Below are 26788 nucleotides of genomic sequence, written 5' to 3'. Positions count from 1 at the left end.
GCGCGTGAAGGTCTGAACGATGCGCATGCCTCGAATGCTCCGCCAGCTGATGCACCGCCGCATCGTGATGGTCTCTGCCCTGGTGCTGCTGGTGATTGCCGTGCTCGCTGTCGGTGCGCCGTTGTTTGCTTCGGCCGACCCCAACGACACAGCGGTGCTCCAGCGCCTGAAGGCGCCCAGCGCCGAACACCTGCTGGGCACCGATGAACTGGGTCGCGACATGTACGCGCGCATCGTGCATGGCGCGCGCTACTCGCTGGCCATCGCGGCGCTCACGGCGCTGGGCGCGGTCGTCGCCGGCACCGTGCTGGGTTTGATGGCGGGATTCTTCCGCCGCCTCGATGCACCGCTGATGCGCGTGGTCGACGCCATGATGTCCTTCCCCGACATCCTGCTGGCCATCGCGCTGGTGGCGATCCTCGGGCCGTCGCTGATGAACACCGTGCTCGCGCTGGTGCTGGTCTACACACCGCGCGTGGCGCGGGTGGTGCGGGCCTCGACGCTGGTGGTGCGCGAGCTGCTGTTCGTCGAAGCCGTGCGGGCTTTGGGTGTGCGCACCTCGCGCATCCTGTGGCGCCACATCCTGCCGAACCTGATGTCGCCGATCCTCGTGCAGGTGTCGTTCATCTTCGCCTACGCGATCCTGGCCGAGGCGGGGCTGTCGTTTCTCGGTGTCGGCGTGCCGCCCGAGATCCCCACCTGGGGCACCATGGTTGCGGGCAGCCAGCAGTACGCGCACCAGGCCTTCTGGGTCGTTCTGTTCCCGGGCCTGGCGATCATCTTCACGGCACTGTCACTGCAATTGCTGGGCGACGGTGTGCGCGACTTGCTCGACCCGAAGCTCAAGAAGACCTCGTGATGACGAACGCGAACAACACCCCACCCCAGAGCGCGCGCCTCACGGTCACCAACCTGAGCACTAGCTTCCCCACTGAAGATGGCCTGATCCGCTCGGTGGCCGATGTGAGCTTCTCGATTCAGCCTGGCAAGACGACCGCGCTGGTGGGCGAGTCGGGCTCGGGCAAGTCGGTCACCAGCCTCACGCTGATGCGCTTGTTGCCCAAGACCGCCAACGCGCAGGTCAGCGGATCGGCCTCGTTCGTCACGCGCGAAGGCAAGACGCTCGACCTGCTGCAGATCGGCGAGCGCGAGATGCGCTCGCTGCGCGGCAACCAGCTGTCGATGATCTTCCAGGAGCCCATGACCAGCCTGAACCCGGTGTTCACCATCGGCGAGCAGATTGCCGAGAGCGTGCGCCTGCACAAGGGGTTCGATCGCAAGGCGGCCTTGGCCCATGCGCTGCGCATGCTGGAGCTGGTGGAGATCCCGGCTGCGGCGCAACGCATCCACGAGTACCCGCACCAGCTGTCGGGCGGCATGCGCCAGCGCGTGATGATCGCGCTGGCCATGGCCTGCGACCCGACGCTGCTGATCGCCGATGAGCCCACCACGGCGCTGGACGTGACCATCCAGGCGCAGATCCTGGAGCTGATGCGCCGGCTGCAGGCCGAGACGGGCATGAGCATCCTGTTCATCACGCACAACCTGGGCGTGGTGGCGCACCATGCCGACGACGTGGTGGTCATGTACTCGGGCCGTGTGGTCGAGCGTGCGCCGGTGCGCCCGCTCTTTGCGCAGCCTGAGCATCCGTACACGCAGGGCTTGTTGGCCTGCCTGCCGGGCAAGGCGCGCCAGCCCGGCCAGCCCAAGCCCAAGCGCTTGTTTGCGATCCGCGGGCAGGTGTCCAGCCCGTTGGCGCCGCCGCCCGGTTGCGCCTTCGAGCCGCGCTGCGACCAGGCGCTGCCCGAATGCCGAAGCGCGATGCCCCCGCTGATCGACATCCGGCAGGACCGCCAGGCGCGCTGCGTGCGCGTGCAGCCCGACCAACCGCTCGCGAGGGCTGCATGATGACCACCGCTGTTTCTTCCTCGCCCCTCATCGAAGTCCGCGGGCTTAAAAAATACTTCGGCAGCAGCGAGCGCCCCGTGCGCGCGGTCGACGACGTGTCCTTTGCGATCCACCCCGGCGAGACGCTGGGCCTGGTCGGCGAATCGGGCTCTGGCAAGAGCACCATCGGACGCACCGTGCTGCGGCTGGTGGAGCGCACTGAGGGCCAGGTGCTGTACCGGGGCGACGACATCGGCGATCTTTCGGGCGAGCGCATGCGCAAGCTGCGCAGCAAGCTGCAGATCATCTTCCAGGACCCGTACGCCAGCCTGAACCCGAAGATGCGCATCAGCGCCATCCTGGGCGAGGCGCTGTCCACGCACGGCCTGCACAAGGGCGCGGCGGCGCGCGACAAGCGCATCGCCGAGCTGCTCGAAACCGTGGGCCTGCGCCCCGAGCATGCGAGCCGCTTTCCGCACGAGTTCTCGGGCGGCCAGCGACAGCGCATCGGCGTGGCGCGCGCGCTGGCCGTGGAGCCCGAGTTCATCGTGGCCGACGAGCCGCTCTCGGCGCTGGACGTGTCGATTCAATCGCAGGTGATCAACCTGCTGGCCGACCTGCGCGAGCGCCTGGGGCTGACGATGCTCTTCATCTCGCACGACCTCGATGTGGTCGAGTACCTGTGCGACCGCGTGGTGGTGCTGTACCTGGGCAAGGTGATGGAAGTGGCCACCACCGAGGAGCTGTTCGCGAACCCCTCGCACCCCTACACCCAGGCGCTGCTGGCTGCGAGCCCGAAGCCCGACCCCGAGATGGCGACCGAGCGCATCGCCTTGAAGGGCGACATTCCCAGCCCGATCTCGCCGCCCTCGGGCTGCGTGTTTCGCACGCGCTGCCCGCATGCCATCGAGGCCTGCGCGCAGACGGTACCCAGCCTGGATGAGGTTTCCGCAGGACACTACAGCGCCTGCATCCGCAAAGAACTGCTCTCCCACATCGCCGTTGCACGACCATGACCGACACCGTTTCTGCTACCCAAGACTTCATCGACCCGCTGCTCAGCGACCGTTTCAAGGGCTACCCGCGCACCCAGCCGCCGCGCCTGCGCAGTGAAGTCGGCGCCGCCGGCTGGAACGTGCTGGCCGGCGACTTGCCGCTGCCGCTGGCCGTGCTCAAGCGCGAGGCGCTGGAGCACAACCTGGCGTGGATGCAAGCGCGCGTGCGCGAATGGGGCATCGACCTGGCGCCGCACGGCAAGACCACCATGTCACCGCAGCTGTTCCAGCGCCAGCTCGATGCTGGCGCCTGGGGCCTGACCTTCGCCACCGTCACACAGCTGGCCGTGGGCGTGGCCGCCGGCGCGCGCCGCACGCTGATCGCCAACCAGGTCGTGAGCGACGAAGACCTCGCGGGCATCCAGCTGCTGCTGGCCGACCATGCGGACCTGCGTGTGGTGTTCCTGGTCGACTCGATCGCGCAGTTGGCGCTCATCGAAGACTGGTCGAAGCGCCATCCTGCGAGCGTGCCCTTCGAGGTGATGCTCGAGATCGGCGTGCAGGGTGCGCGCACCGGCTGCCGCACGCACGATGAAGCCATTGCGCTCGCCACCCGGGTGCGCGCCAGCGACGCGGCCAAGCTCGTGGGCATCGAGACCTATGAAGGGCAGGGCGCCACCGGCGAAAGCGGGCCCGACACGGCCTACGCCACCACGCTGATGGACCGCGTCGAGGCCGTGGCGCGCCACTGCGACACGCAGCAACTCTTCGAAACCGACGAGGTGCTGGTCTCGGCCGGTGGCTCGGCCATCTTCGACCTCGTGGCCGGGCGCCTCAAGCCTGCCCTGGGCTCGCCCGTGCGCGGCCTGCTGCGCTCGGGCTGCTATGTGACGCACGACCACGGCTTCTACAAGCGCATGGTGAGCGTGGTCGACGAGCGCTTGGGCTGCGAATGCGGCGAAGGCCTGACGCCGGCGATGGAAGTCTGGGCCAACGTGCAGTCGCGGCCCGAGCCCGGCCTGGCGATCCTGTCGGTCGGCAAGCGCGATATCTCCTTCGACCTGTCGATGCCCGTGCCGATCGCACGCGCGGCGCGCGGCGCGTTGCAGCCGCAGGGCGTGCCCGCCGGCTGGAAGATCACCGCGCTGAACGACCAGCATGCCTACCTGCGCTGGGACGCGAGCGAAGAGGCCGATGCACCGAAGGTCGGCGACCGCGTGGGCCTGGGCATCTCGCACCCCTGCACCACCTTCGACAAATGGCACTGGATGCCCGTGGTCGAGAACGACTACCGCGTGAGCGACGCCGTCGCCATGCACTTCTGAACAACGCACCGATGACGCCCTCATTGCTCCAGAGGATCGCCGAGGCGCGCAGCGACGCGCCGGCCACGCGGCGCGCGATCCTCGACCTGATCCTCGAAGACCCCGACCGCGCGCTCGAAGAGAGCTTCGAGCAACTGGCCGAGCGCTCGCGCAGCTCGGTGCCGACCATCATGCGCACCTGCCGCGACCTCGGCTTTGCCGGGCTGCGCGAGTTCAAGCTCGCGCTCGCGCAGGAGCTGGCGCTCGGCGGTTCGCCGCTGCACCGCCGCGTCAACATCGAAGACGCCGCGGACGAAGTGGTCGGCAAGATCGCGCGCAGTGCCGCGGCCTCGGTCTCGGGCGTGCGCGGCCAGCTCGACATGCAGGTGCTCGACGGCGCCGTGCGCGCCATCGCGGCCGCGCCGCACGTCGACCTGTACGGCGCGGGCGCCACCTCGTGGTTCATGGCCAACGACCTGCAGGCGCGGCTGTTCCGCCTCGGCCTCTCGGCCAACGCCTGGGCCGACTACCACCTGCAGCAGGTGGCCGGCGCGGCGCAGCGCCCGGGCGGCGTGGTCATCGCCATCTCGCACGTGGGCGGCATGCCCTCGCTGCTCGACGCGGTCGACATCGCGCGCGGGCAGGGCGCCCAGGTGGTCGCGATCACGCGGCCGGGCACGGCGCTCGCGGCCAAGGCCGACTTCCTCATCGGCCTGTCGGTGCCCGACGATGCCGTGATGCACGTGGGCATCGACGCCTACCTCACGCACCTCACGGTCATCGAGATCCTCACCGTGCTGGTGGCGCAGCGCCGCGGCGAGCCCGCCGTGCAGCGCCTGCAGCGCGCGCGCGAGGCTTTCCAGCGCCACGGCATCGACGCCACCACGCACCCGCTGCAAAGCTGGGACGGCGGCGGCATCAACACGAAAAAGGGAGACAGCGAACCATGAGCGACACCCAAGCCGTGCTGCTCGAAGCCGGCCTCGTGGTCGACGGCTCGGGCGGCCCTTCGTGGCCCGGCGACGTGCTGTTGCAGGGCGACCGCATCCTGGCGCTGGGCGACGGCCTGCGCACGCGGCTGCCTGCAGGGTTGAACATCGCCGACGTCGACGTGGTCGACTGCCGCGGCAAGGTGATCGCGCCCGGCTTCATCGACGCCCATACGCACGACGACGCCATCGTGCTGCGCGACCCGCTGTGCCTGCCCAAGGTGTCGCAGGGCATCACGACCGTGGTCACGGGCAACTGCGGCATCTCGCTGGCGCCCTACCGCACGCCGCAGTCGAAGCCGCCGCTCACGCTGCTGGGTGCGGACTCGTTCAAGCACGCGACCATGGCCGAGTACCGTGCGGCGGTCGATGCGGTGCAGCCAGCACTCAACGTGGCAGCCCTCGTGGGCCACACCACGCTGCGCTTCGCGGCGATGCAGGCGCTCGACCGGCCCGCTGATGGTGATGAGCTCGCGCGCATGGAAGCGCTGCTCGACGACTGCATGGCCGCAGGCGCGCACGGCATGTCATCGGGCCTGTTCTACGAAGAGGCCTTTGCCGCGCCGGCCGAAGAGGTCACCGCGCTCGCGCGCGTCGTGGCACGCCACGGCGGCGTGTACGCCACGCACCTGCGCAGCGAGATGCAGCAGATCATCGAGGCGCTGCACGAGGCCGGCGACACGGCCTTCAGCGCGGGCGTGCCGCTGGTCATCTCGCACCACAAGTGCGCCGGCCCCGCGAACTGGGGCCGCACGAAGGAGACGCTGCCGTTGATCGAGGCGCTCTCGCAGCGCCAGGAGATCGCGATGGACGTCTACCCCTACGTGGCCGGCTCCACCGTGCTGCGCGAAGACCTGGTCGACGGCGTGATCGACGTGCTGCTGACCTGGTCCGACCCGCACCCCGAGATGACCGGCCGCCTCATCTCCGACATCGCGCGCGAGTGGGGCACCACCGAGCAGGAGGCCTGCCTGCGGCTGAAGCCCGGCGGCGCCTGCTATTTCCAGATGCAGGAAGAAGACGTGGAGCGCGTCATTGCGCACCCGCTCACCATGATCGGCAGCGACGGCCTGCCGCACGACCGCCATCCGCACCCGCGGCTGTGGGGCGCGTTCCCGCGTGTGTTCGCACGCTACTGGCGCCAGCGCAAGCTCTTCACGCTGGAGCAGGCGGTGCACAAGATGACGGGCATGACGGCGCGCAACCTGCGCATCGCCGATCGTGGCCTGCTGCGCGTCGGCACCATGGCCGATGTGGTCGTGTTCGACCCCGAGACCATCACCGACACCGCGACCTACGACAAGCCGCATGGCGTGAGCGTCGGCGTCGAGCGCGTGTTCGTGAACGGGGTGCTGGCCTACCGCGGCGGCGAAGGCGAAGCGAAGGTGCTGGCGCGCGCGGGGCGGATGTTGACGCGCGGGGGCTGACAAGACGCGGGTGCGTTCGGGGCGCGGGCCCAGGCCACCGGGTACTTCCCTCCGCGAATGTCCCCCGGCCTGCGGCCTCCTCCTTGATTTCGCTGCGGGAAGCACCCGGTGTCCTGGGCACGCTGGGCGCAGCGCGCGAACCCTAGGAGGCTTCTTCCTCCGGCTGTGCCTGGAACATCCGCGTGAAGTCGCAGCACGCCTGCGCCAGCATCACGATCGACGACGTGAGCGCGCTGCGGTGCTCGCCCTTGTGCATGGCCACGTAGCGCACCACGGGCAGCGCGGGCGTCACGTCGAGCACCTCGAGCATGCCGGCGTCGACCAGCGGCGCGAGGCATTCGCGCGGCAGGTAGCTCACGCCCAGGCCCGACACGGTGAGGCCCGTGAGCGCGACGAGGTTGCTCACCACGATCGCGTTGGCGGGTTGCACGCCCTGGTCCTTCATCCAGGCGTCGTAGGCGCGGCCGGTGCCCGAGTTGTTGCCCTGCACCAGCATGCGGTGGCGCGCCAGGTCGTGCAGGCGCACGGTGCCGGTGGCCGCGGTCGAGGGAATCACGCCGGGCTTGCACATCCACGCGCTCTTCACGCGGCCGATGACCTTGCTCTGCATGCGCGAGTCGGCGAAGGTGTGGGGCACGATGACCACGTCGAGCTCGTCGGCCAGGAGCTTGTCGCGCAGCTGCAGGCTGTCGTCCACGTCGGGCTCGAGGATCACCTTGGGGTAGTGCTGCTGGATCAGGCCGACCAGGCGCGGCAGCCACGTCATGGCGGTGAGCTCGGTCACGCCCAGGCGGATGCGCCGCTCCACCACGCCGGGCTTGCCGAACTGTTCGACCGCGGCGTCGCGCTGGTCGAGCAGCTTCCTGGCGAGCACGAACATCTCCTCGCCCTTCTCGGTGAGGCGCGCCGTGCGCTGGCTGCGGTCGAAGAGTTCGGTGTCGAACAGCTGCTCCAGTTCGTGCACGCGCTTGGAGATGGCCGACTGCGAGGTGTGCAGCTGGTTGGCCGCCTGCGCGAAGCCGCCCAGCCGGGCGATCCAGTAGAGGGCTTCGAGTTGCTTGAAGGTCATCACAGCGGGCGGCTCCTGAAAGAAAGAACGCTTTTCTTCATGCGATTCGATCACAAAAAATCGCTTTTAGAAATTCGTCGGGACGCAGAAGATGCGCGCCAGGCCACCGTCATTGCAACCCAAGGAACACACCATGGACTTCAAACTGCCTCTCGCACCTTTCGCATTGGCACTCGCCCTCGTCTTCGCCTGCGGCGCCGCCAGCGCGCAGGACACCGGCACGCTGCGCAAGATCAAGGACAGCGGCACGATCCAGATCGGCGCGCGCGACAGCCAGATCCCGTTCTCGTACAAGCTCAGCGCCGATAGCGCGCCCATCGGCTTCACCAACGACATCTGCCTGAAGATCGTCGACGCGGTGAAGGCCAAGCTGGGCCTGCCGAAGATCGAGGTGCGCTACACCATGCTCAACTCGACCAACCGCATCCCGCTGCTGCAGAACGGCACCGTGGACCTCGACTGCGCGACCACCACCAACACCACGCAGCGCCAGGCGCAGGTCGACTTCGCACCGAGCCACTTCGTCACCAACATCACCGCCGCCGTGAAGAAGAGCTCGGGCATCAACGCGCTGCCCGACCTCAACGGCAAGAACGTGGCCACCGTCTCGGGCAGCACCTCGATCCAGCTGCTGCGCGGCGCGCGCAAGAGCGGCACCATCGAGGTGAACGAGATCGCGGGCAAGGACACCTCCGACGGCTTCCTGCTGCTGTCCACCGGCCGCGCCGACGCCTACGTGCTCGACGACGTGCAGCTGGCCGGCATGATCGCCAGCGCCACCAACCCGGGCGACTACAAGATCCTCAAGGAGTCGCTGCGCCAGGAGCCCTACGGCATCATGCTGCGCAAGGACGACCCCGAGTTCAAGGCGCTGGTCGACGAGACCGTCAACGGTCTCATGAAGTCGGGCGCCATCGAGCAGCTGTACACCAAGTGGTTCCTCTCGCCGATCCCGCCGCGCAACGCGAACCTCAACTTCCCAATGACGGACGCGGTGCGCGAGATCTACAAGAACCCCAACAACAAGGGCGTCTGACACCATGGCAGCCACACGCGCGGACCTGCCGAAAGGCGAGCTCCTTTCCGATGCGCTGATGCGCCAGGTGCGCGAGCGCTTCCTGGGCATCGAACGCGACCACCACGGCCGCGAGCGCCTGTACTTCGACAACGCCGGCGGCTCGTTCCGGCTGAAGGCCGCGGTCGAGCGCTTTGCGCAGGTCGACGCCATTCCCGACAACGCCGAGCGCATCCACGCCACCGCCGTCGAGCTGCAGGCCATGCAGGCGCGCGGCGCCGACGACCTGCGCACCATCCTCAACGCCACGGGCGGCAGCGTGTACCCCTCGCTCACCGCTTCGGGCGCGATGTTCGACATGGTGCGCGCGGTGGCCGAGAACGTGCCGGGCACGAACATGGTCACGACCTCGCTCGAGCACCCGTCGGCCTTCGACGCCATGCGCCTGTATGCCGAACGCCTTGGGCGCGAACTGCGCGTGGCCAGGAGCAACCCCGTCACCGGCGGTGTCGACGTGGACGCCATCGTGGGGCTGGTCGACGAGAACACCTGCGTGCTCAACGTGATCCATGCCTCGAACATCTCGGGCGCCAAGCTCGACATGGCGGCCATCGTGCGGCGCGCGCGCGAGATTAAGCCCGACCTGTACATCCTCGTCGATGCCGTGCAGCACGCGCCGCACGGCGTCATCGACCTGCAGCAGGCGCCGGTGGACGGCATCAACCTCGCGCCCTACAAGTTCTTCGGCTGCCGCGGCTCGGGCTTCTCGTGGATGTCGGAGCGCGCGGCTGCATTGCCGCACCACAAGCTGGCCGGCAAGAAGCCCGGCCACTGGGAGCTGGGCAGCTCGGCGCCGTGGCAGTTCGCGGTGCTCACCGAGATCGTCGACTACGTGGGCTGGCTCGGCGGCCATTTCACCGATGCGAACGATCGCCGCGCCCGCTTCGTGGCGGGCATCGAACGCATCGAGCTGCACGAGCGCGCGCTGCTGGCGACGCTGCTCGACGGCACCGCGCAGACGCCGGGCCTGCGCGCGCTCGACGGCGTGCAAGTCTTTCTCGACCACGAAGACTTGACGCAGCGCGACCTGATCCTGGGCATCGGCTTCGACGGACTCGACTGCACGCAGGCCGTGGTGGAGTACGGCCTGCGTGGCGTCACCGTGTACGAGCGCGTGGCCAGCAGCATCTACTCGAAGCGGATGCTCGAATCCTTCGGGCTCGAAGGCACCGTGCGCGTGTCGCCGCTGCACTGCCACACGGTGGGCGAGATGGAAGCCTTCCTGCGCGTGACGCGCGAGATCGCGAGCGCCTTCGCGTCCGCCTCGCCTGCAGTCAGCGCGGCGTAGGGCGCGCCAGCGCCGCGCAGGCCGGCGTGTCGTTCGCCTGCCGCAGGTAGGCGAGCAGGTCGGCGCGCTCCCGCGGGTCGGGCACGCCGTCGTAGGTCATGCTGCTGCCCGGCACCATCGCGAGCGGGGCGCTGAGGAAGCGGTCGAGCGTCTTGTCGTTCCACACGATGCGCGACTTCTTCATCGCCTCCGAGTACGCGAAGCCCGGCACGCTGCCGGCGAGTCGCCCGAACAGGCCGCAGTGGCGCGGCCCGACCCGGTCGGTGGCCAGCGCGTGGCAGGCCTGGCAGCGCGCGTAGACCTGTTCGCCGCGCACCGCGTCGGGCGTTGCGGCAGCCGCACAGGCCCAGGCGGCCAGCAGGCCCGCTGCGAGCCCGTGCGCCGCACGGCTCACGACACGAACGCCGAAGGCACCGGCGCCTCGCCGAGCGCCTGGCGCAGCACGGCCCAGTGCATCGCCTCGTCGCCGAGGATGCTGGCCGCGGCCTTCGACAGCTCGCGGTTGCCGAACAGCGGCACCGCGCCCAGGTAGGCGCTCACGGCGCCCTGTTCAAGCTTCGCCGCGAAGCGCAGCACATCGGCCTGCGACTTGAGCTGTTCCACGGGGAAGTCGTAGCGCGCCTTGGCCGCGACGGCCTTGCCGCCGAGCTTCGCGATGGTCTTGGCCAGCAGGTCCGCATGCTCCTTGTGGTGGCCCTGGAAGGTCACGGCGAGGTCGAGCACGGGCTTCTCGAGCAGCTTGCTTTCCGCGCCGAGCTGGTAGGCCGCGATGGCCTCGAGCTCGGCGCCGAGCGCGGTGTTGAGGATCTGCACGTCGTTGCCGGTGGCACCGCCGCTCTTCGCGGCGAGCGCGTCGCGCCCCGCCAGCAGCGCCACGGCGGCGCCCGACAGCATCAGGCCGGAGCGGCCGAGAAAGGCGCGCCGCGCGGCGGCCGGGGTGGGCATCAGGAAAAAGGACATGGTGGGGTCTCCTCGGGGGTGGTGGTTGTGGGAAGAATCATCAAGGCAGCGCCGCCAGCACGCGCGCCACGATGCGGTCGCAGCGCGCGCCGTCGAACGCGAAGGCGTCGCCCGTCGCCAGGTCGATGTCGCGCGACAGGCTTTCGCGCAGCAGGCTGCGGGCGCGGAAGAAGCGCAGCCGCACCGTGGCCTCGGGCAGCTGCAGCGCCTCGGCGGTTTCGCCGACGCTGAGTTCCTGCACCGCGCGCAGCACGAACACGGTGCGGTAGGCGTCGGGCAGCCGGTCGATGCGGCGCTCCATGAGTCGGCGAAGGTCTTCCCGCATGGCGAGGTGCTCCGGTTGGCGGTCGGGGTCGTCGGCGAGCTGCGTGTCGGGGGCGTCGTCGTCGTCCCCCGCAGCCATGCCGCCGTCGAGCGGAATCACGTGCGCGCCGCGGCGGCGCAGGCGCCCCAGCGCCTCGTTGATGACGATGCGCACCAGCCAGGTCGAGAGCTTTGCTTCGTCGCGGAAGCCGCCGATGGCGCGCCAGGCGCGCAGGTAGGCGTCCTGCAGCGCGTCTTCGGTGTCGGCGTCGCTGTGCAGGATGCTGCGCGCGGTGCGAAACAGCAGCTGGTTGTGGCGCCGCATGATGCGCGCAAAGGCCTGCGTGTCGCCCTGCGCGGCGCGTGCGGCCAGTTCGGCGTCGGACGCCTTCGCGTCGGCATCGGCAGTCAGGGGCAGGGCGGTGGGCGGCATGCGGTGAGTTCCTTCTGCCCATTGGATGGCGCACCCCCGCGCCGTGTTGCAACTTTCTCAGGCGCCTTCCTGCGGCCCGTGCGGGGCCTGTTGCGCGCTCACGCGCGCGATGTTCTGCTGGTGCGACAACAGCATGGCCGTCAGCTCGCCGTGGATGTGCGCGTCACCGATGTGCGGCAGCAGCGCCTGCAGCTTGCGCACCACCCAGCCCTGGCCGCGGTTGAGCAGCGCCAGGCGCGCGCCCAGTTCCGGCACGGCCATCGCGCGTTCGTAGAACGCACCGGTGCGCGTGCTGGGCGTGGCGGCCAGCGACTGGATCGCGTCGATCAGCACGCCGCACCAGCGCACCTCGTCGCGGTGGATGTCGGTCACCAGGCGCTGCAGCGCGGGGTCGTCGGTCTCGGCGGCGCTGCGCAGCGTGATGCGTGCGCCGGCGCGCTCGGCTTCGAGCAGCTCGTTCAGCGCGGCCAGCAGCGCGTCGCGGTTGCCGGCGTCGCGGTAGGCCGCGTCGAGCTCATCGGCATAGCAGACCGGCGAGGACACCTCCACCCGTTCGGGAAAACGCAGCCCCTGCGCGCGCAGCGCGGCGGGCGTGTCGGCGAAGGGCGGGGCGGCATCGTCGGGCGGGCAGGCGTGGGGCATGGGCGGCAGGGGACGCATGGGGCGGGGCTCCTGGAAACGTGTGCCTGTCCATGGTGAACCGATGCTTCTCCCCAAGCCAATGAATGTTCATTGCAAATGAGTGCAAAAAAACTAATATGAATCCGATGGACATCGGCCTCGCCCGTACCTTTCTCGAAGTCGCGGCCACCGGCAGCTTCGTGGCCGCGGCCGAGCGGCTGCACCTGACGCAGACCGCCGTCAGCGCGCGCATCCGCCTGCTCGAAGACCAGCTCGGGCGGCGCCTGTTCGTGCGCAACAAGGCCGGCGCGCGGCTCACCGCGTCGGGCGAGCGCTTCGTGGCCCACGCGACCACGCTGGTGCAGGTGTGGGCGCGCGCGCGCCAGCATGTCGCGCTGCCGCCGGGCATCGAAGAAGGCGTGAGCGTGGGCAGCGAGCCCAGCCTGTGGCATCCGCTGCTGGCCGACTGGCTGATCTGGATGCACCGCGTCTGCCCCGAGATCGCGCTGCGCGCCGAGGTCGACAGCGCCCAGCGCCTGCTCGACGCCGTGCAGGGCGGCGCGCTCGACCTGGCCGTGCTCTACAACCCGCCGCAGCGCCCCGGCCTCGTGGCCGAGCTGCTGGCCGAGGAGCGGCTGGTGATGGTCACCACCGACCCCGACGGCCGGCTCGACCGTGCGCGCTACGTGTCGGTCGACTGGGGCCCGGCCTTCGCGGCCAACCATGAGGCGGCGTTTCCGGAGCTGGCCCACGCGCCGGTGTCGATCTCGCTCGGGCCGCTGGCGCTTACCTATCTGCTTGCCGTGGGCGGCGCGGGCTACTTCCGCATCGGCGTCGCGCGGCCCTTCCTGGCCGACGGCCGGCTGCGGCTGGTGGAGGGCGCGCCGGAGTTCTCGCACTCGGCCCACGCCGTGTATGCGCCGCAGCGCGAGAACGAGACGCTGGCGCGCGTGCGCGGCGGGCTGCGGTTGGTGGCGGCAGAGGAAGAAGGGCGCCGGGACAGCGGCGTGCATTTGCCGGACTGAGGCGCCGTCCTGCATCGCCGGGTGCTACTTTCAGGTACTTACGCTCGGGCCACCGGGACTCCGACAATCGGACGCATGCCACCCCGCGCAACGCGGGGAAGAAAAATAAGTTCGGGGAGTTTCATGTCCAACCACGGCAGCGTGCCTGTGCGCACGCGTTCGTCGTCATCATCCGCTGACCGCAGTGCCCTGTGGGCCGAGCTGAGCCAGACCGCTCGGCTATACCGCCTCGAAGCGCCGAGTGCTGCTTCATCGTCTTCGTCTGTCGCCCGCGAGAGCATCGACGCCCTGCGCGTGGAGGGCTGGGTGCAGCGCGAGGCGGTGTCGCAGCTGTTCGAGCTGCGCATCGTGTGCCTGAGCCTGCGTGCGGACCTGGCGCTTTCATCGCTGATCGACCAGCCGCTGACGTTGGTCACTGTGCTGGCCGATGNAGACGGCGCGGCTGTACCGCCTCGAAGCGCCGAGTGCTTCGTCGTCCTCCAACAGTGCCGCGCGCGAGAGCATCGACGCCCTGCGCGTGGAGGGCTGGGTGCAGCGCGAGGCGGTGTCGCAGCTGTTCGAGCTGCGCATCGTGTGCCTGAGCCTGCGTGCGGACCTGGCGCTTTCATCGCTGATCGACCAGCCGCTGACGTTGGTCACTGTGCTGGCCGATGGCTCTGTGGGCCATCGCACCGGCCTGATCCGCGCCGTCGAGTCGCTCGGCTCCGATGGCGGCTTGGCCCGCTACCGCCTGACCTTGGTGCCCTGGCTCTGGCTGACCACCCAGCAAGGGCGCAGCCAGGTCTTCCAGCAGCGCAGCGTCGCGGACATCATCGAACGCGTGCTCGCCCCGTACGCCGAGGCCGGCAGCTGGGCCTTCTCCTCCGAAGTGAACAGCTTCCTGGCCGACGCCCCCGTTCGCACCTACTGCACCCAGTACCGAGAGAGCGACTACGACTTCTTCTCGCGCCTGCTGACCGAAGAAGGCCTGGCCTGGCGCATCGAGGAAGACGCCCAGGCCCCGACCGGCCACAAGCTCGTGATCTTCTCGTCGAACGACACCCAGCCCGCCGATGCAGGCTCGCCCGTTCGCTTTCACCGCAAGAGCTCGCAGGAGCGCAGCGACGCCGTGCAGGCGCTGGTGCGCCGCATGCGCCAGTCGGTGGCCCAGGTGCATTTGAGCGCCTGGAACGTCGACGGCAAGCGCCAGCTCACAGGCAGCGCCCCGGCGCGCTTTCCGGTCGGCGGCAAGAACGCCCCGCGCCTGGAATACGACGACGTGCTCGGCCTGAACGACCGCAGCCGCGGCTGGGACACCAACCGCACCGTCGAGCGCTACGCCGCGTTGATGATGGAAGCGGCCGAATGCCGCGCCGACCTGATGCTGGGCCACAGCACCGTGCGCACCTTGCGCGCGGGCACGCGCATTGAGATCGACGACGCGCCTGCACTGGGTTTGCAGGCCAGGCCCGCGCTGCTGCTGGACACCATCGAGCATGTGGGCATCAACAACCTGCCCAAGGACACGGCGGCATCGATTGCGGCGCAGCTGGGTGCATTGACGGAACACCTCGTGTTCGACCAGCCCTGCGCCCCTGTGACGGCCGAAGCCGATGTGTTCGGGCTGGTGTCTGCAGCAGTGGCAACGAGCAACGACAACAACCTCTACCCGCAGCCCCAGAGCCTCGCCACCGCGCAGGCCCAGGGCTACGCCAACAGCTTCTCGGGCGTGCACGCCCCACGCCCCTGGCGCCCCGCCCTGGCGGCGGCCGACGGTGCCCGCCTGCACGCCAGGCCCACGGCCAGCGGCGTGCACAGCGCCATCGTGGTCGGGCCTTCGGGCGAGACCACGCCCAATGGCGCCGACGAGCTGTACTGCAACGACCGCGGCGACGTGCGCGTGCGCTTCCACTGGCAGAACGGATCGAACGACAACGGCAACAGCAGCAACGGCGACAACGCCCAGGACAACCGCAGCACCCGCTGGATCCGCGTGGCCCAACGCCAGGCGGGCCCCGGCATGGGCTGGCAGTGGCTGCCGCGCATCGGACAGGAAGTGCTGGTCAAGTTCGTCGACCTCGATGTGGACCAGCCCGTCATCGTCGGCGCGCTGTACAACGGGCGCGGCGACGGCGGCATCGCCCCCACGCCCGGCGGCGCGTCACGCGACAGCGAACAGGGCAGCACCGACAACAACGACGTCTTCGCCCAGGCGAGCAACGCCTCGCCCAGCGCCCAGGCCAACCTCGCGGCCGGCCATGCCCCACCCTGGCATGGCGCCAGCGCCGACGACAAGGGCCACCGCAACGCCGCGGCCCTGAGCGGCTTCAAGACCAAGGAGTTCGGCGGCGAGGGCTTCAGCCAGCTGGTGTTCGACGATTCGAACCAGCAGCTGCGCGTGCAGCTGCACGCCAGCACAGCCCACAGCCAGCTGAACCTGGGCCACCTCATCCACCAGGCCGACAACTTCCGCGGCAGCTTCCGAGGCCAGGGCCTGGAGCTGCGCACCGACGGCTATGCGGCGCTGCGAGGGGGCAAGGGCGTGCTGCTGAGCACCTACCACGGCGCAGGCGGCCAGAAGCTGGAGCCCGTGGGCGACTTCGCCGCCGGCATGGCGCTGCTCAAGCAGGTGCAGCAGCTGGGCCAGGCCCTGAGCGATGCCGCCAAGACCCACGAGACCGTGCAGCTGGCCGGGCACATCGGGGCCGGCAAGGCCAACGAATCGCAGCTCGACAAGGAACGCGCCCCGTACGCCGCCATGGAGCGCACCGCCAGCGGCATGGTCGCTGCCGATGCGCTCGATGCCGCCTACACCGATGCAGCAGACAAGGCCATCGCCACCGGCGAAGGCAAGGTGCCGCACACCAGCGATGCCGTGATCGCGCTGGCCGCACGCGGCGGCCTGGCGATGGTGGCGGGCCAGCAGCTGCAGGTCGTCAGCGGCGAGACCGCCACGCTGGCCAGCGGCGGCGACATCAACCTGGCGCTGGCCGACGTGCTGCGCGTGCACAGCGGCCAGGCCATCGGGGTGCTGGCCGGGGCGCAGAAGGCCGATGCAGACACAGGCCTGTCGATCATCGCGGGCAACGACGACCTGGACTTCCAGGCGCAGCACGACGAGTTGCGCGTGCAGGCCAAGGAGGCCCTGAAGATCGCCAGCACCGACCAGACGGTGGAGTTCGCGGCCAAGAAGAAGATCCGCATCGCGACGGCGCAGGGCGCGTCGATCACGCTGCAGGACGGGGACATCACGTTCGAGTGTCCGGGGAAGATCACTTATCACTCGGTGCAGCGGAAGCTGGCTGGGCCGGTGCAAAGCAACTATCCATNCGCAGCACGACGAGTTGCGCGTGCAGGCCAAGGAGGCCCTGAAGATCGCCAGCACCGACCAGACGGTGGAGTTCGCGGCCAAGAAGAAGATCCGCATCGCGACGGCGCAGGGCGCGTCGATCACGCTGCAGGACGGGGACATCACGTTCGAGTGTCCGGGGAAGATCACTTATCACTCGGTGCAGCGGAAGTTGGCTGGGCCGGTGCAGAAGAGCTACCCGTTGCCGGCATTTCCCAAGAGCATCTGCGTGGCGTGCCTCCTGAAGTCGCTCAAGTCGGCGCCGGCCTTCACCCAGGTGGAGTAACGCACGATGAACCTGATCGACAAGCACGCGCCCGGATGGATCGACGCCTTGTTTGCGGACGGCGGCCCTCTTGCCTCCGGCACCGAGGGATTTCGCTACGCCTTGATCGATTGCGCATTCGCTCCGCAATGCCATCAGCTGCTCACGAGTCACCTGGGCTCCGGCTCCTGGCGGTCGCTCTACGAGAACATGCCCGGCGCTTCGGATGAAGCGATCCAGCATTCACCCATGCTGCTGAACATCGATGCCGTCGAGAGGCCCTTGCTCGATCGTGTGCTGCAGCTGACGAATGGCTTGCCGATGCTCAGCTTCATCCGCTCGGCCCAGCCGCTCGAGTCGCTGTTCGAACGCTTGAGTCCCTGGTGCATCGTGAATGCGGATGGGCAGTATTTCGTGCTGCGCTTTCCCGACACGCGCCGCCTGCCGGATGTGCTGGATGCGCTGTCTCCGTTGCAGCAGATGGCGTTCTGCGGTCCCGGAGCCACATGGCATTTCCGCCGGCGCGACGCCAGCTGGAGCAGTTTCCTTGCACCGGGGAAAATGGCATCCACGTCGCTGGCTCCATGCGCACCGGTACTCGATGGTGATCAATGCGCGGTGCTCATTGCCGGCAGCGAAGCGGATGAAGTGATCGCGAACCTGCTTCAACTTTCGCCAGCCTACGAAGCGCAGCACCGGCCCTCGGTGCTGCACGCCCTAGCGGCATGCGGGCTCGCCGCAGCCGATGCCATGCAGTTCGACACGGTGGCGCAACGGATGAGGCTGTGTGAAGTTTTTTGGCAGCATCCCGAACTCAGTCACGGCGTTGGCCCGGACCATGAAGCGCTGCGCGCCTTGATGGTCTAGCGCATTGCAGCAGGAACAACAGATGATTCTCAAAAACTGGCTCCTTCCCCTCGCGTTTCTTGCATCCCTGGCTACGGCAGGATGTGCCACCGGTCGTGCTGACACGGCTCCGGCCTCGGTCAGCGGCGTCAACTACACCGACCAAGACATCCGTTACCGGCTGTTCGACCCCAAGGACCCGAAGCAGACCGTGGTCGCCTCCGAAGAAATCGGCCCGTTCGCCGCGGGGGGCGTGATCTGTTGCTACAACGTACCGAAGATGTGGGCGCCCGGCATCCAGGTCGGCGTGATTCTGCAGAGCTATGACAACAAGGCGGGCGATTACCGGCCGCGCCAGACTTTCATCGTCGACCTGCCGCCCTATGACAAGAGCGGCAAGGCCGGGGATGTGTGGTTCATTAACTATCCCGATGGCACGGTGGGGGTGGTTTCAACCGCGTACCGTCCCAATGGCGACGAGTGGCCCGGGAAGATCAAGGGGTGGCCCAAGCCTTCATTGGCCTTTCAACGCGAGTTGTGGGAGCGAGATATGCGGTTGGCGCAGGAAAGTCTCAACGCAAGCAAGAAGTCCATGGATGAATTCAATCAGGACCCGTTGGCGTCTCTCAGGAAGACGTGGGACTTCTACTTGGAAGAGCGAAAGCAAAAACGACCTCCCAAAGAGCTCCAGATGTTTACTGGCCCAGCCGACCCGGAATTTCTCATCCACGAACGTCAGTGGAAGGAAAAATCACTGCAGTACTCTCGCGAAAAGGTCGAGCACCTCATGAAGGTGAAACCATGACTGCGCAGCTCATTTCCTCCCTTGATGAGCTTGCTTTTTCAGATCTTTTGAACCGAGAGCGATTTTTCGGAGGGGATCAAAGTGAACGCATTAGAAGAAATTACGAGATAGGTCGGGAGTTGCGCCCCATCGGTCAGCCCGGAAAGTCTTGTGACGTGAACCTCTTCATGGGCTTCTTCTTCGACGGCACGCGCAACAACTACGACCGCAGCACCAGAGAAAAGGATCACACGCACTCCAACGTCGCGCGCCTGTACGGTGCCTATCCGGGCCAGCACGTGCCCGGGGTGCCAGCCGACCCCGATGCGCAGTGGACCACGAACCCCGACAACTACCAGCAGTTCTTCAAGGTGTATGTGCCGGGCGTGGGGACGCCCTTCACGCAGGTGGACGACAGCGGCGCCGGCAAGGACGCGCTGCTGGGCAACGCCACGGCGCTCTACGGCGAGCGCCGCATCCTGTGGGCGTTGGCGCAAGCGCTCAACTGCGTCTACCGCTACCTCACCCGAAGCGGCAACGGGCCAGGGCTGTTCTCCAGCGAAGAAGTGCTGAAGTTTTGCAAGGCCTTCGACCTCGGGCGGGAGGAACTGCTGGAAGCGGGCAAAGGGCCCGCCGACAAGCGCCAACGCGAGAACAAGAATCGTCGCACGCTCGAAGCGATGCTCAACAAGCTGCACGAGTCAGTCAAGCCGCACATGATCGATCCCGCAACGGGCCAGTGCAGCAAGGTTGATCCTGGGCGCGTGCAGCGCATCTTCGTCAGCGCATTCGGCTTTTCGCGAGGTGCGGCGGAGGCACGGGTCTTCGTCAACTGGTTTCTCGCGATGTGCGAGATCGATGCCGAACTCCGTGGGCAGACCGGGCCGACGCTGGCCTCGTTTCCGGTGACCTTCGACTTTTTGGGACTGTTCGATACCGTCGCGTCGGTCGGTGTGGCGGCCTCGTCCCTTTTCGCCGACGGCCATGGCGGCTGGGCTGATGCTGACACGTCGATGCGCATCCCGGCCGACGTGCCCTGCCTGCACATCGTGGCCGCGCATGAGTTCCGTCGCAGCTTTCCATCGGATTCCGTTCATGTCGGCAATACGTTGCCTGAAAATTCTCGGGAGTGGGTGTGCCCCGGCATGCACTCGGACGTCGGCGGAGGCTACATGCCGAAGGAGCAGGGCAAGGGGATCGATGAGGCGGGCGAGGACATGCTTTCGCGCATTCCTTTGGCCCTGATGTACCGCGAAGCACGAATCTTGGGCGTGCCCCTGAAACTGGAACTGGCACGCCCAGTCATCCAGAAGCAGTTCATGGTCGCCAAGGACCTGATCCGGGACTTCAACGCTTACCTTGCCGTATGCCGGGTCAAGGAAGGCGTGCTGCGCGACATCATGGCGGAACAGCGCAAGCTGTTCATCCTGTGGCGCAAATCATGGGCTGGTCGCCCGTTGGAGATGGATTTTGTCCTGCGTGCTCCGGCCCCAGACCGGGCGGATCTCTTGTCGGCCGACGAGCAGTTCGTCAAGGAAGTGAAGGACTTCGAAGCCTGGCTCAAGAAAAAGAAGCGGATCAGCGGCCGCAACAGCCCCGACGGCACGCCGCACGAAGTCGACAACGTGCCCGGCATCGATTCGGAGCGGGTCGGCGAGTGGGGCCGCATCGAGCCGTACTGGAACGAGCCCGTGCTCACCAGCAAGCTGTTCGAAGACCGCGTGCACGATTCGCACGCATGGTTCAAGCTCACCGGGCCCGAAGCGGCCGAGTTCAAGGAGCAGCTCGAAAAACTGGTGGCCCGGAAGAAAAGAGCGGATGAGGCGCGCGGGCAGATCGATCCACCCAGAGGCGGAGCGCCCGCCGGGCTGACGCGCCGGCAGGAGCAGTGGGTGAACCTGTACCTGACCAAGGGCGAGTACGCACCCGAGTTCACGGAAGGGCGCGAATGGTATGCATGGGGGGCCGGCTACCTGCGCTACCGCCGTGTGTATGCGGGCGCGGACGAGACACGGTTGACCCAGAACCGTCGGCCCGCCGAAAGGGAATCGCGGGAGCCGATGACGGCTTGATCGGAACGGCGGGGCGGCGCCCTGCCGTTCCCCTGTTCAGAACGGATAGTGCCGAGGCGTCGTCTGCACCGTGATCCACCGCAGCTCCGTGAACGCTTCGACGCCGGCCCGCCCACCGAACCGCCCGTACCCTGACGACTTGACACCGCCAAACGGCATCTGCGCCTCGTCGTGCACCGTCGGCCCGTTGACGTGGCAGATCCCCGCCTCGATGCGCTGCGCCACGTTCCATGCACGCGCCACGTCGCGGCCGAACACCGCTGACGACAGGCCGAACTCGTTGTCGTTGGCGATGGTCACGGCTTCCTCCACGCCGTTGACGCGCACCACGGCCTTCACTGGACCGAAGGATTCCTCGCGGTAGATCTCCATCGCCGGCGTCACATGGTCGAGCACGGTCGCCGGCATCAGCGTGTTCTCGGCTTTGCCTCCGCACACCAGCGTCGCGCCCTTGGCCAGCGCATCATCGATGAGCGCGTTGCAGCGCTTCACCGTGCTCATGTCGACCACCGAGCCGAGCACCACCGGGCCTTCACGCGGATCGCCCAGAGGCAACGCCCGCGCGCGCGCCGCGAACTTAGAGACGAACTCGTTGGCCACCGCGTTGTCGACCACGATGCGTTCGGTTGACATGCAGATCTGCCCCGAGTTGGCGAACGAGCCGAAGATGGCAGCGTTCACCGCCGCGTCGACGTCTGCGTCGTCGAGCACCACGAACGGCGCCTTGCCGCCGAGTTCGAGCACGGCGGATTTCAGGTACGTGGCGCAAGTCTGCGCGATGAGGCGGCCCACGCGCGTGGAACCCGTGAAGTTGACGCGCCGCACCGCCGGGTGCGCGACCATGGCCTCGACCACGGCGCCCGCGTCGGCGGGCGCGTTGGTCACGAAGTTGACGGTGCCTTTGGGCAGGCCGGCCTCGGCCAGCGCTTCGATGATGAGCGCATGCGTCTCGGGGCACAGCTCGGAGCCCTTGAGCACGACGGTGTTGCCGCAGGCCAGCGGCGTGGCGATGGCGCGCGTTGCCAGGATCACGGGGGCGTTCCAGGGCGCGATGCCCAGCACCACGCCGGCGGCCTGCCGCACGCCCATGGCGAGGCTGCCGGGCACGTCGGACGGAATGACCTCGCCCGCGATCTGCGTGGTGAGCGACGCGGCCTCGGTGAGGATGCCGGCCGCCAGGTGCACGTTGAAGCCCGCCCACAGCGCCGAGGCACCGGTCTCGCGGGCCATGGCCTGCACGAAGGCGTCGGCGCGCGCTTCGAGCGCGTGCGCGGCCTTGAGCAGCAAGGCGCGGCGTTCGTTGGGGCCGGTCTGCGACCAGGTGGCGAAGGCGCGTTGCGCGGCGTCGACGGCGGCGACTGCGTCGGCGGGCGTAGCGGCGGGGGCGCGCGTGGCGATGCCGCCGTCCAGCGGGTTGCGGCGCTCGAAGGTGGCGCCGCCGGTGGCCGCGCGGCGTTCGCCGTCGATGAGCATGGAGATGTCGGTCATGGGTGGGTGTCCTTTGCAGAAAAGAGGAAGGGGGTGGTTCAGGCCACGCCCAGGTAGGCCTGGCGCACGGCGTCGGAATGCAGCAGCGCCTGCGCTTCACCCGAGGCGACGACGCGCCCGCGTTCGAGCACGTAGCCGCGGTCGGCGGCCTGCAAGGCCTTGCGCACGTTCTGTTCGACCATGAGCACGGTCACGCCCTGGTCGGCGATGCGGCGCACGATGGCGAGCAGCTCGTCGACCATGCGCGGCGCCAGGCCGAGCGAGGGCTCGTCGAGCATCAGCAGGCGCGGCCCGCTCATCAGGGCGCGCGCCACGGCGACCATCTGCTGCTCGCCGCCGCTCATGGTGCCGGCGAGCTGCGTGGCGCGTTCCTTCAAACGCGGAAAGTCGTCGAAGGCGCGCGCGAGGCGCTCGGCGCGCAGCCGCGCGGGAATGAGCCAGCCGCCGAGTTCGAGGTTCTCGGTGACGGTCATCTGCGGGAACAGCTGGCGGCCCTCGGCCACCAGCGCCAGGCCGCGCCGCACGCAGGCGGTGGCATCGGCGGACGGCAGCGCCGCGCCGTCGAGCACCGCATCGCCCGTGCGCGGCAGCAGCCCCGCGAGCGCCTTGAGCAGCGTGGTCTTGCCCGCGCCGTTGGGCCCGAGCACGACGGTGACGCCGGGCGTCACGTCGAGGTCCAGGCCCTGGATGACCTGGAAGCCGTGGTAGCCCGCGGACAGGCCGCGCACGGTGAGTTGTGTGCCGCTCATACCGTGGCCTCCATCTCGTCGCCCAGGTAGGCCTCGACCACCTCGGCATTGCGCACGACCTCGGCCGGCGTGCCGTCGGCGATCTTGCGGCCCTGGTGCAGCACCAGCACGCGCTCGACGTACTTCAGGAGCGTGGTCACGGCGTGCTCGATCCACACGACGGCGAGGCCGTGGTCGTCGCGCAGGCGGCGGATGCGCCGCGCCATGGCATCGACCTCCGCCTCGGTGAGGCCGGCCGCCACTTCGTCGAGCAGCAGCACGCGCGGCCGGGTGCCGAGCGCCATGCCGATCTCGAGCAGCCGCTGTTGCGAGGGCGTGACGTCGGCCGCGATCTGCGTCGCGAGGCCGCCCAGGCCCAGCATGTCGAGGATCTCGCCGGTGCTGCCCAGGCCCGCGATGGGCGCGCGGCGCCGGCCTGCGAACTGCATGCCGAAGCGCACGTTGTCTTCGAGCGTCATGTCGGCCATCACGCGCGGCGTCTGGAAGGTGCGTGCGATGCCGTGCGCGGCGTACAGGTGCGGGCCGCGCCGCGTGAGGTCGACGTCGCCTTCCACCAGCAGCCGTCCCGACGTGGGCATGACCACGCCCGAGATCGCGTTGAAGAAGGTCGTCTTGCCCGCGCCGTTGGGGCCGATGATGCCGACCAGCTCGCCCGCATGCAGCGTGGCGCTCACGGCGTCGACGGCGGTGAGTCCGCCGAAGCGCACCGTGAGGTCGCGGGCTTCGAGAAGCGGCGTGGCCTTCATGGTGCGTGCCTCCGCAACGCGGCCGCTTTGCGCTGCCACAGCGATGCGAGGCCGTTGGGCAGGTACATCACGCACAGGATCAGCAGCAGCCCCAGCACCATCATGTAGCCGTAGGGCAGCTGCAGCCGCAGCGTCTCCGACAGCAGGCTGAACACGATGGCCGCGGCCACCGGCCCGCCGATGCTGGCGGCCCCGCCGATCATCGCGATCAGCACGGTCTGGAAGCCGATGAAGGGGCTGAACACGGCGGCCGGCTCGATGTAGGTCCAGCGCACGGCCATGGCCGCGCCGACCGCACCGGCGAAGGCGGCGGTGAGTGCGAAGCCGGCGATCTTCACGCGGCGCGTGTCCACGCCCAGCGTCTGCGCCCGCTGCTCGTCGGCGCCGATGCCGGCCAGCGCCAGGCCGAAGCGGCTGCGCTTCACGAGCAGCGCGGTGGCAATGGCCGCGCCCGCAATCGCCAGCACCGTGAGGTACACCGTCTCGTTCGACGGCACCACCGTCAGCACGCGGCCCACGGTGCCCGAGACCTGCTTCTCGACGAAGGTGACGGCATGGCGGATCAGCTCGGTCATGCCGAAGGTCAGTACGGCGAAGTAGGTGCCGCGCAGGTGCAGCACGGCCGCGCCCATCAGCACCGCCACCGCGCTCGCGATGGCCGCGCCGCTCAGGATCACCAGAGGCCAGGGCAGCACCTCGAGCAGCGTCGCGCTCGCATACGCACCCAGGCCGAAGAAGGCCGAGGTGGCGAGCGACAGGTAGCGCGTGGCACCGCAGAACAAAGACCAGCTCGTGGCCAGCGCGATGTACATCAGGCAGCCGAGCGCGACCGACGCGATGAACTCGCTCGCGACCCACGGCACGGCGGCCGCCAGCGCGAGGCCGATGCAAAGCACCCACCACGGTTTGTTTTGAAAGAGGGAATTCATCTTCTGGAGAACAGTCCGTTGGGCCGCCAGATCAGCACGCCGATGAACACGGCGTACGACAGCAGCATCTTGAGCGAGGGGCTCGTGTAGTGCATGCCCAGCGCTTCGACCACGCCCAGCAGCAGGCCGCCGACGAGGCTGCCCGCGATGCTGCCGAAGCCGCCGAGGGTGATGACGATCAGCGCCGTCACGGTGTAGGGCTCGCCCATCGAGGGCGAGATCTCGTAGGTCATCGACAGCAGCGCGCCGGCCACGCCCGACAGGCCCAGGCCGATGCCGAACATCAGCGGGTGCAGCCGCCTGGTGTTGATGCCCACGAGCTGCGCGCCGGTGGGCGACTGCATCAGCGCGCGCACCGCCTTGCCCAGCAGCGTGAGCTTGAGCAGCGCGATGAGCACGAGGCTCAGCGCCAGTGCCACGCCGAACAGCACGAGCTTGTTGGCGGTGAAGCGCATCTCGCCCAGCTGCACCGGCTCGGCCAGGTAGTCGTAGCCGCGCAGGTCGCCGCCCCACACGAGCAAGGCGGTGTTCTGCACGAAGAACATCAGGCCGAAGCCGACCATGAGGCTGCGCGCCTCGAACACGTCGACGTTCGGCGCGCGCGCCGCCACCTGGCGAAAGCACAGCCAGTGCACCGCCATGCCCAGCGCCATCAGCAGCACGAAGGCCACCGGCATGAACAGGAGCGGCGAGACGCCCAGCGCCGTGTGTGCCCACCAGGTGAGAAAGGCACCGAGCATCAGGAACTCGCCGTGCGAGATGTTCATGATGCGCATCAGCCCGTACTGCAGGTTCAGCCCGATGGCGACCAGTGCATAGATGCCGCCCGTGATCAATCCGCCGGCCAGGAGCTCGGCCCATCCAGAGAATGACACGCTGTTATTTCCAGGCCGGCTTCGGCATCAGTTGGGCGGTGGCGCGGTCCTTGGGCCACACCACTTCGAAGTCGCCGCCCTGCCATTGCGACACGGTGCCGGGGATCGACGCGTTCTCGCTGCCCTCGAAGCGGATCGGCCCGAGGATGGTCTTGAACTCGTTCTTCGCGATCTGCTCGCGCAGCGCCTTGCGATCGAGGCCCGCTTTCTCCACCGCCTGCTGCAGGATCTGCAGGCCGGCCCACGCGTGGCCGCTGGCCCAGCGGTCGGGCTCCTTGCCGAACTTCTTCGTGTGCGCATCGAAGTAGGCCTTGGCCTCGGGGCTGGTCTTGCCGTTCCACGAACCCATGCCGATCACGCCCTCGGTGTTGGCGGCCATCACGTTCTTGTAGAGCTGGAAGGCCGTGCCCACCGAGGCGTAGAAGTACTTCGGGTTGAAGCCCACCTCGCGCGCCTGCCGGCTCGCGAGGATGGTGTCCGGCGGGTAGGTGATGCCGATGAAGGCATCGGGGTTCAGGTCCTTCATGGTGCGCAGCACGGGCGCGAGGTCTTTCACGCCCAGCGGGTAGCTCTTGCGGTCGAGCACCTGGATCTGCGTCTTCTTCAGCGCGTTGTTCAGCGCCGCGAAATTTTCCAGGCCGAACAGGTCGTCCATGTAGACGATGGTGATGGTCTTCACGTTCTGCGCCACGAGCATGTCGACCAGCGCGCCCATCATCTTGTCGGGCTGCTGCAGCAGCGAGAAGAAGAAGGGCAGGCGCATGTCGATGAGCTTGCGCGACAGCGCAGTGGGCGCCAGCAGCGGATAGCCGAAGCGGTTGGCCAGCGGCGCGACCGCGAAGTTGGCGCCCGACCCCCAGGGCGGCAGCACGAGGTCGACCTTGTCGCTGCCCATGAGCTTTTCAAACGTGCGCACGCAGGTCTCGGTCTCGCTGCGGTCGTCGTAGCCGATGAGCTCGATGGGGCGCTTGGCGCCCTTCACCGACAGGCCGCCCGCGGCGTTGACCTGCTCGGCCCACAGCAGGTAGTTGGGTTCCTGGCTCACCTGCGCGCCCGCGGCCCAGGGGCCGGTGCGGGCGATGGCGTAGCCGATGCGAACGGGCGCGCTTTGCGCGAACAGCTGCGGCGCGACGGCGGCCGCGCCCAGCGCGGTGGCCGTGCCCTGGATCCAGTGGCGGCGGGTGGGGTGAAGCATGGAGGTCTCCTTCCGGGCGTCGGTATGCGCCCGCTGACCGGGATCGTAGAAACGCACGCCCTTTGCCGCTGTGCCTGCCGCGCACAAAGCACTTGACGCAGCGTGCAGGCGCCTAGTGGTTAACCCGCAAAGGCG

24 protein-coding genes and 1 pseudogene are annotated in these 26788 nt (G+C 68.4%); 14 read left to right on the top strand and 11 right to left on the bottom strand.

All coding sequences use genetic code 11. The features are described from left to right. Positions 1 to 19 precede the first annotated feature (19 nt). Genes AC57B8_RS35755 through AC57B8_RS35730 form a run of 6 tightly spaced genes read left to right on the top strand, consistent with a single transcriptional unit; the run spans position 20 to position 6602 of the window. Positions 20 to 859: an ABC transporter permease gene (locus AC57B8_RS35755; RefSeq protein ID WP_496482228.1), complete on the top strand. Its 840-nt coding sequence runs from the start codon at positions 20 to 22 to the stop codon at positions 857 to 859. Next, complete coding sequence (locus AC57B8_RS35750) at positions 859 to 1908, top strand: ABC transporter ATP-binding protein (RefSeq protein WP_496482227.1); 1050 nt, start codon at positions 859 to 861, stop codon at positions 1906 to 1908. Before AC57B8_RS35755 ends, AC57B8_RS35750 begins: the two co-directional genes overlap by 1 nt. After that, positions 1908 to 2903 carry an ABC transporter ATP-binding protein gene (locus tag AC57B8_RS35745; protein ID WP_159279272.1) on the top strand — a complete coding sequence of 332 codons (996 nt, stop codon included), beginning with the start codon at positions 1908 to 1910 and terminating at the stop codon, positions 2901 to 2903. The genes AC57B8_RS35750 and AC57B8_RS35745 overlap by 1 nt, the downstream gene beginning before the upstream one ends. Next, positions 2900 to 4207, top strand: coding sequence for an amino acid deaminase (locus AC57B8_RS35740; RefSeq protein WP_496482226.1), 1308 nt, complete (start codon positions 2900 to 2902; stop codon positions 4205 to 4207). Before AC57B8_RS35745 ends, AC57B8_RS35740 begins: the two co-directional genes overlap by 4 nt. Positions 4208 to 4218: 11 nt before the next feature. Then, complete coding sequence (locus AC57B8_RS35735) at positions 4219 to 5136, top strand: MurR/RpiR family transcriptional regulator (RefSeq protein ID WP_159279704.1); 918 nt, start codon at positions 4219 to 4221, stop codon at positions 5134 to 5136. Continuing rightward, positions 5133 to 6602, top strand: a complete 1470-nt coding sequence (locus tag AC57B8_RS35730; protein WP_496482225.1) for an N-acyl-D-amino-acid deacylase family protein — start codon at positions 5133 to 5135, stop codon at positions 6600 to 6602. Before AC57B8_RS35735 ends, AC57B8_RS35730 begins: the two co-directional genes overlap by 4 nt. Before the next feature lie 142 nt (positions 6603 to 6744). Here AC57B8_RS35730 and AC57B8_RS35725 read toward each other — a convergent pair whose 3' ends face one another. Next, complete coding sequence (locus AC57B8_RS35725) at positions 6745 to 7671, bottom strand: LysR family transcriptional regulator (RefSeq protein ID WP_062481847.1); 927 nt, start codon at positions 7669 to 7671, stop codon at positions 6745 to 6747. A gap of 133 nt (positions 7672 to 7804) precedes the next feature. On the opposite strand from AC57B8_RS35725, the gene AC57B8_RS35720 reads away from it, so the two are divergent. Beyond that, a complete protein-coding gene (locus AC57B8_RS35720; protein ID WP_159279706.1) occupies positions 7805 to 8707 on the top strand; it encodes an amino acid ABC transporter substrate-binding protein in 903 nt (300 codons plus the stop codon). Positions 8708 to 8711: 4 nt separating this feature from the next. Further along, a complete protein-coding gene (locus tag AC57B8_RS35715; RefSeq protein WP_496482224.1) occupies positions 8712 to 10034 on the top strand; it encodes an aminotransferase class V-fold PLP-dependent enzyme in 1323 nt (440 codons plus the stop codon). Here the strand turns inward: AC57B8_RS35715 and AC57B8_RS35710 are convergent. The 4 genes from AC57B8_RS35710 to AC57B8_RS35695 are packed head-to-tail and all read right to left on the bottom strand — an operon-like array spanning position 10021 to position 12390. Beyond that, a complete protein-coding gene (locus AC57B8_RS35710; RefSeq protein ID WP_496482223.1) occupies positions 10021 to 10428 on the bottom strand; it encodes a c-type cytochrome in 408 nt (135 codons plus the stop codon). The genes AC57B8_RS35715 and AC57B8_RS35710 overlap by 14 nt on opposite strands. Next, positions 10425 to 10994, bottom strand: coding sequence for a ferritin-like domain-containing protein (locus AC57B8_RS35705; RefSeq protein ID WP_056578099.1), 570 nt, complete (start codon positions 10992 to 10994; stop codon positions 10425 to 10427). The genes AC57B8_RS35710 and AC57B8_RS35705 overlap by 4 nt, the downstream gene beginning before the upstream one ends. 40 nt (positions 10995 to 11034) lie before the next feature. Next, on the bottom strand, positions 11035 to 11730 hold the full coding sequence (locus AC57B8_RS35700) for an RNA polymerase sigma factor (RefSeq protein WP_496482222.1): 696 nt from the start codon (positions 11728 to 11730) through the stop codon (positions 11035 to 11037). A 57-nt stretch (positions 11731 to 11787) separates the two neighbouring features. Then, positions 11788 to 12390 (bottom strand): DUF6306 domain-containing protein, encoded by a 603-nt coding sequence (locus AC57B8_RS35695; protein WP_496482221.1) that lies wholly within the window; start codon positions 12388 to 12390, stop codon positions 11788 to 11790. Positions 12391 to 12497: 107 nt separating this feature from the next. Between AC57B8_RS35695 and AC57B8_RS35690 the strand changes: the two genes are divergently transcribed. The 6 genes and pseudogenes from AC57B8_RS35690 to AC57B8_RS35665 all read left to right on the top strand — a co-directional run bounded on the left by AC57B8_RS35690 (position 12498) and on the right by AC57B8_RS35665 (position 20671). Continuing rightward, positions 12498 to 13376, top strand: a complete 879-nt coding sequence (locus AC57B8_RS35690; RefSeq protein ID WP_496482271.1) for a LysR family transcriptional regulator — start codon at positions 12498 to 12500, stop codon at positions 13374 to 13376. 427 nt (positions 13377 to 13803) lie between these two features. Next, positions 13804 to 16653, top strand: a pseudogene (locus tag AC57B8_RS35685) (type VI secretion system Vgr family protein); the annotation flags it as partial. A 52-nt stretch (positions 16654 to 16705) separates the two neighbouring features. Further along, entirely contained in the window at positions 16706 to 16990 is a 285-nt protein-coding gene (locus tag AC57B8_RS35680; RefSeq protein ID WP_496482270.1) for a DUF2345 domain-containing protein, read from the top strand. A gap of 6 nt (positions 16991 to 16996) precedes the next feature. Further along, positions 16997 to 17836 (top strand): DUF4123 domain-containing protein, encoded by an 840-nt coding sequence (locus AC57B8_RS35675; RefSeq protein WP_496482220.1) that lies wholly within the window; start codon positions 16997 to 16999, stop codon positions 17834 to 17836. A gap of 22 nt (positions 17837 to 17858) precedes the next feature. Next, positions 17859 to 18620 (top strand): DUF3304 domain-containing protein, encoded by a 762-nt coding sequence (locus AC57B8_RS35670; protein WP_496482219.1) that lies wholly within the window; start codon positions 17859 to 17861, stop codon positions 18618 to 18620. Further along, on the top strand, positions 18617 to 20671 hold the full coding sequence (locus tag AC57B8_RS35665; RefSeq protein ID WP_496482218.1) for a T6SS phospholipase effector Tle1-like catalytic domain-containing protein: 2055 nt from the start codon (positions 18617 to 18619) through the stop codon (positions 20669 to 20671). Before AC57B8_RS35670 ends, AC57B8_RS35665 begins: the two co-directional genes overlap by 4 nt. Positions 20672 to 20707: 36 nt before the next feature. Here AC57B8_RS35665 and AC57B8_RS35660 read toward each other — a convergent pair whose 3' ends face one another. Genes AC57B8_RS35660 through AC57B8_RS35635 form a run of 6 tightly spaced genes read right to left on the bottom strand, consistent with a single transcriptional unit; the run spans position 20708 to position 26653 of the window. Continuing rightward, the gene (locus AC57B8_RS35660; protein ID WP_496482217.1) at positions 20708 to 22159 is read right to left on the bottom strand and encodes an aldehyde dehydrogenase; all 1452 of its coding nucleotides are present in this window, start codon (positions 22157 to 22159) and stop codon (positions 20708 to 20710) included. A 38-nt stretch (positions 22160 to 22197) separates the two neighbouring features. Beyond that, positions 22198 to 22908, bottom strand: a complete 711-nt coding sequence (locus tag AC57B8_RS35655) for an ATP-binding cassette domain-containing protein (protein ID WP_492728555.1) — start codon at positions 22906 to 22908, stop codon at positions 22198 to 22200. Next, entirely contained in the window at positions 22905 to 23654 is a 750-nt protein-coding gene (locus AC57B8_RS35650; RefSeq protein WP_496482216.1) for an ABC transporter ATP-binding protein, read from the bottom strand. The genes AC57B8_RS35655 and AC57B8_RS35650 overlap by 4 nt, the downstream gene beginning before the upstream one ends. Continuing rightward, a complete protein-coding gene (locus AC57B8_RS35645; RefSeq protein WP_493194646.1) occupies positions 23651 to 24583 on the bottom strand; it encodes an ABC transporter permease subunit in 933 nt (310 codons plus the stop codon). The genes AC57B8_RS35650 and AC57B8_RS35645 overlap by 4 nt, the downstream gene beginning before the upstream one ends. Then, positions 24580 to 25458, bottom strand: a complete 879-nt coding sequence (locus AC57B8_RS35640; RefSeq protein WP_496482215.1) for a branched-chain amino acid ABC transporter permease — start codon at positions 25456 to 25458, stop codon at positions 24580 to 24582. Before AC57B8_RS35640 ends, AC57B8_RS35645 begins: the two co-directional genes overlap by 4 nt. A gap of 4 nt (positions 25459 to 25462) precedes the next feature. After that, entirely contained in the window at positions 25463 to 26653 is a 1191-nt protein-coding gene (locus AC57B8_RS35635) for an amino acid ABC transporter substrate-binding protein (RefSeq protein WP_496482214.1), read from the bottom strand. Between the last annotated feature and the right edge of the window lie 135 nt (positions 26654 to 26788).

The sequence above is a fragment of the Variovorax sp. BGA-UO-ETr-C22 genome (assembly GCF_059567965.1).
The sequence above is the reverse complement of the archived record's forward strand: the minus strand, read 5'-3'. Positions and strand labels throughout refer to the sequence as shown.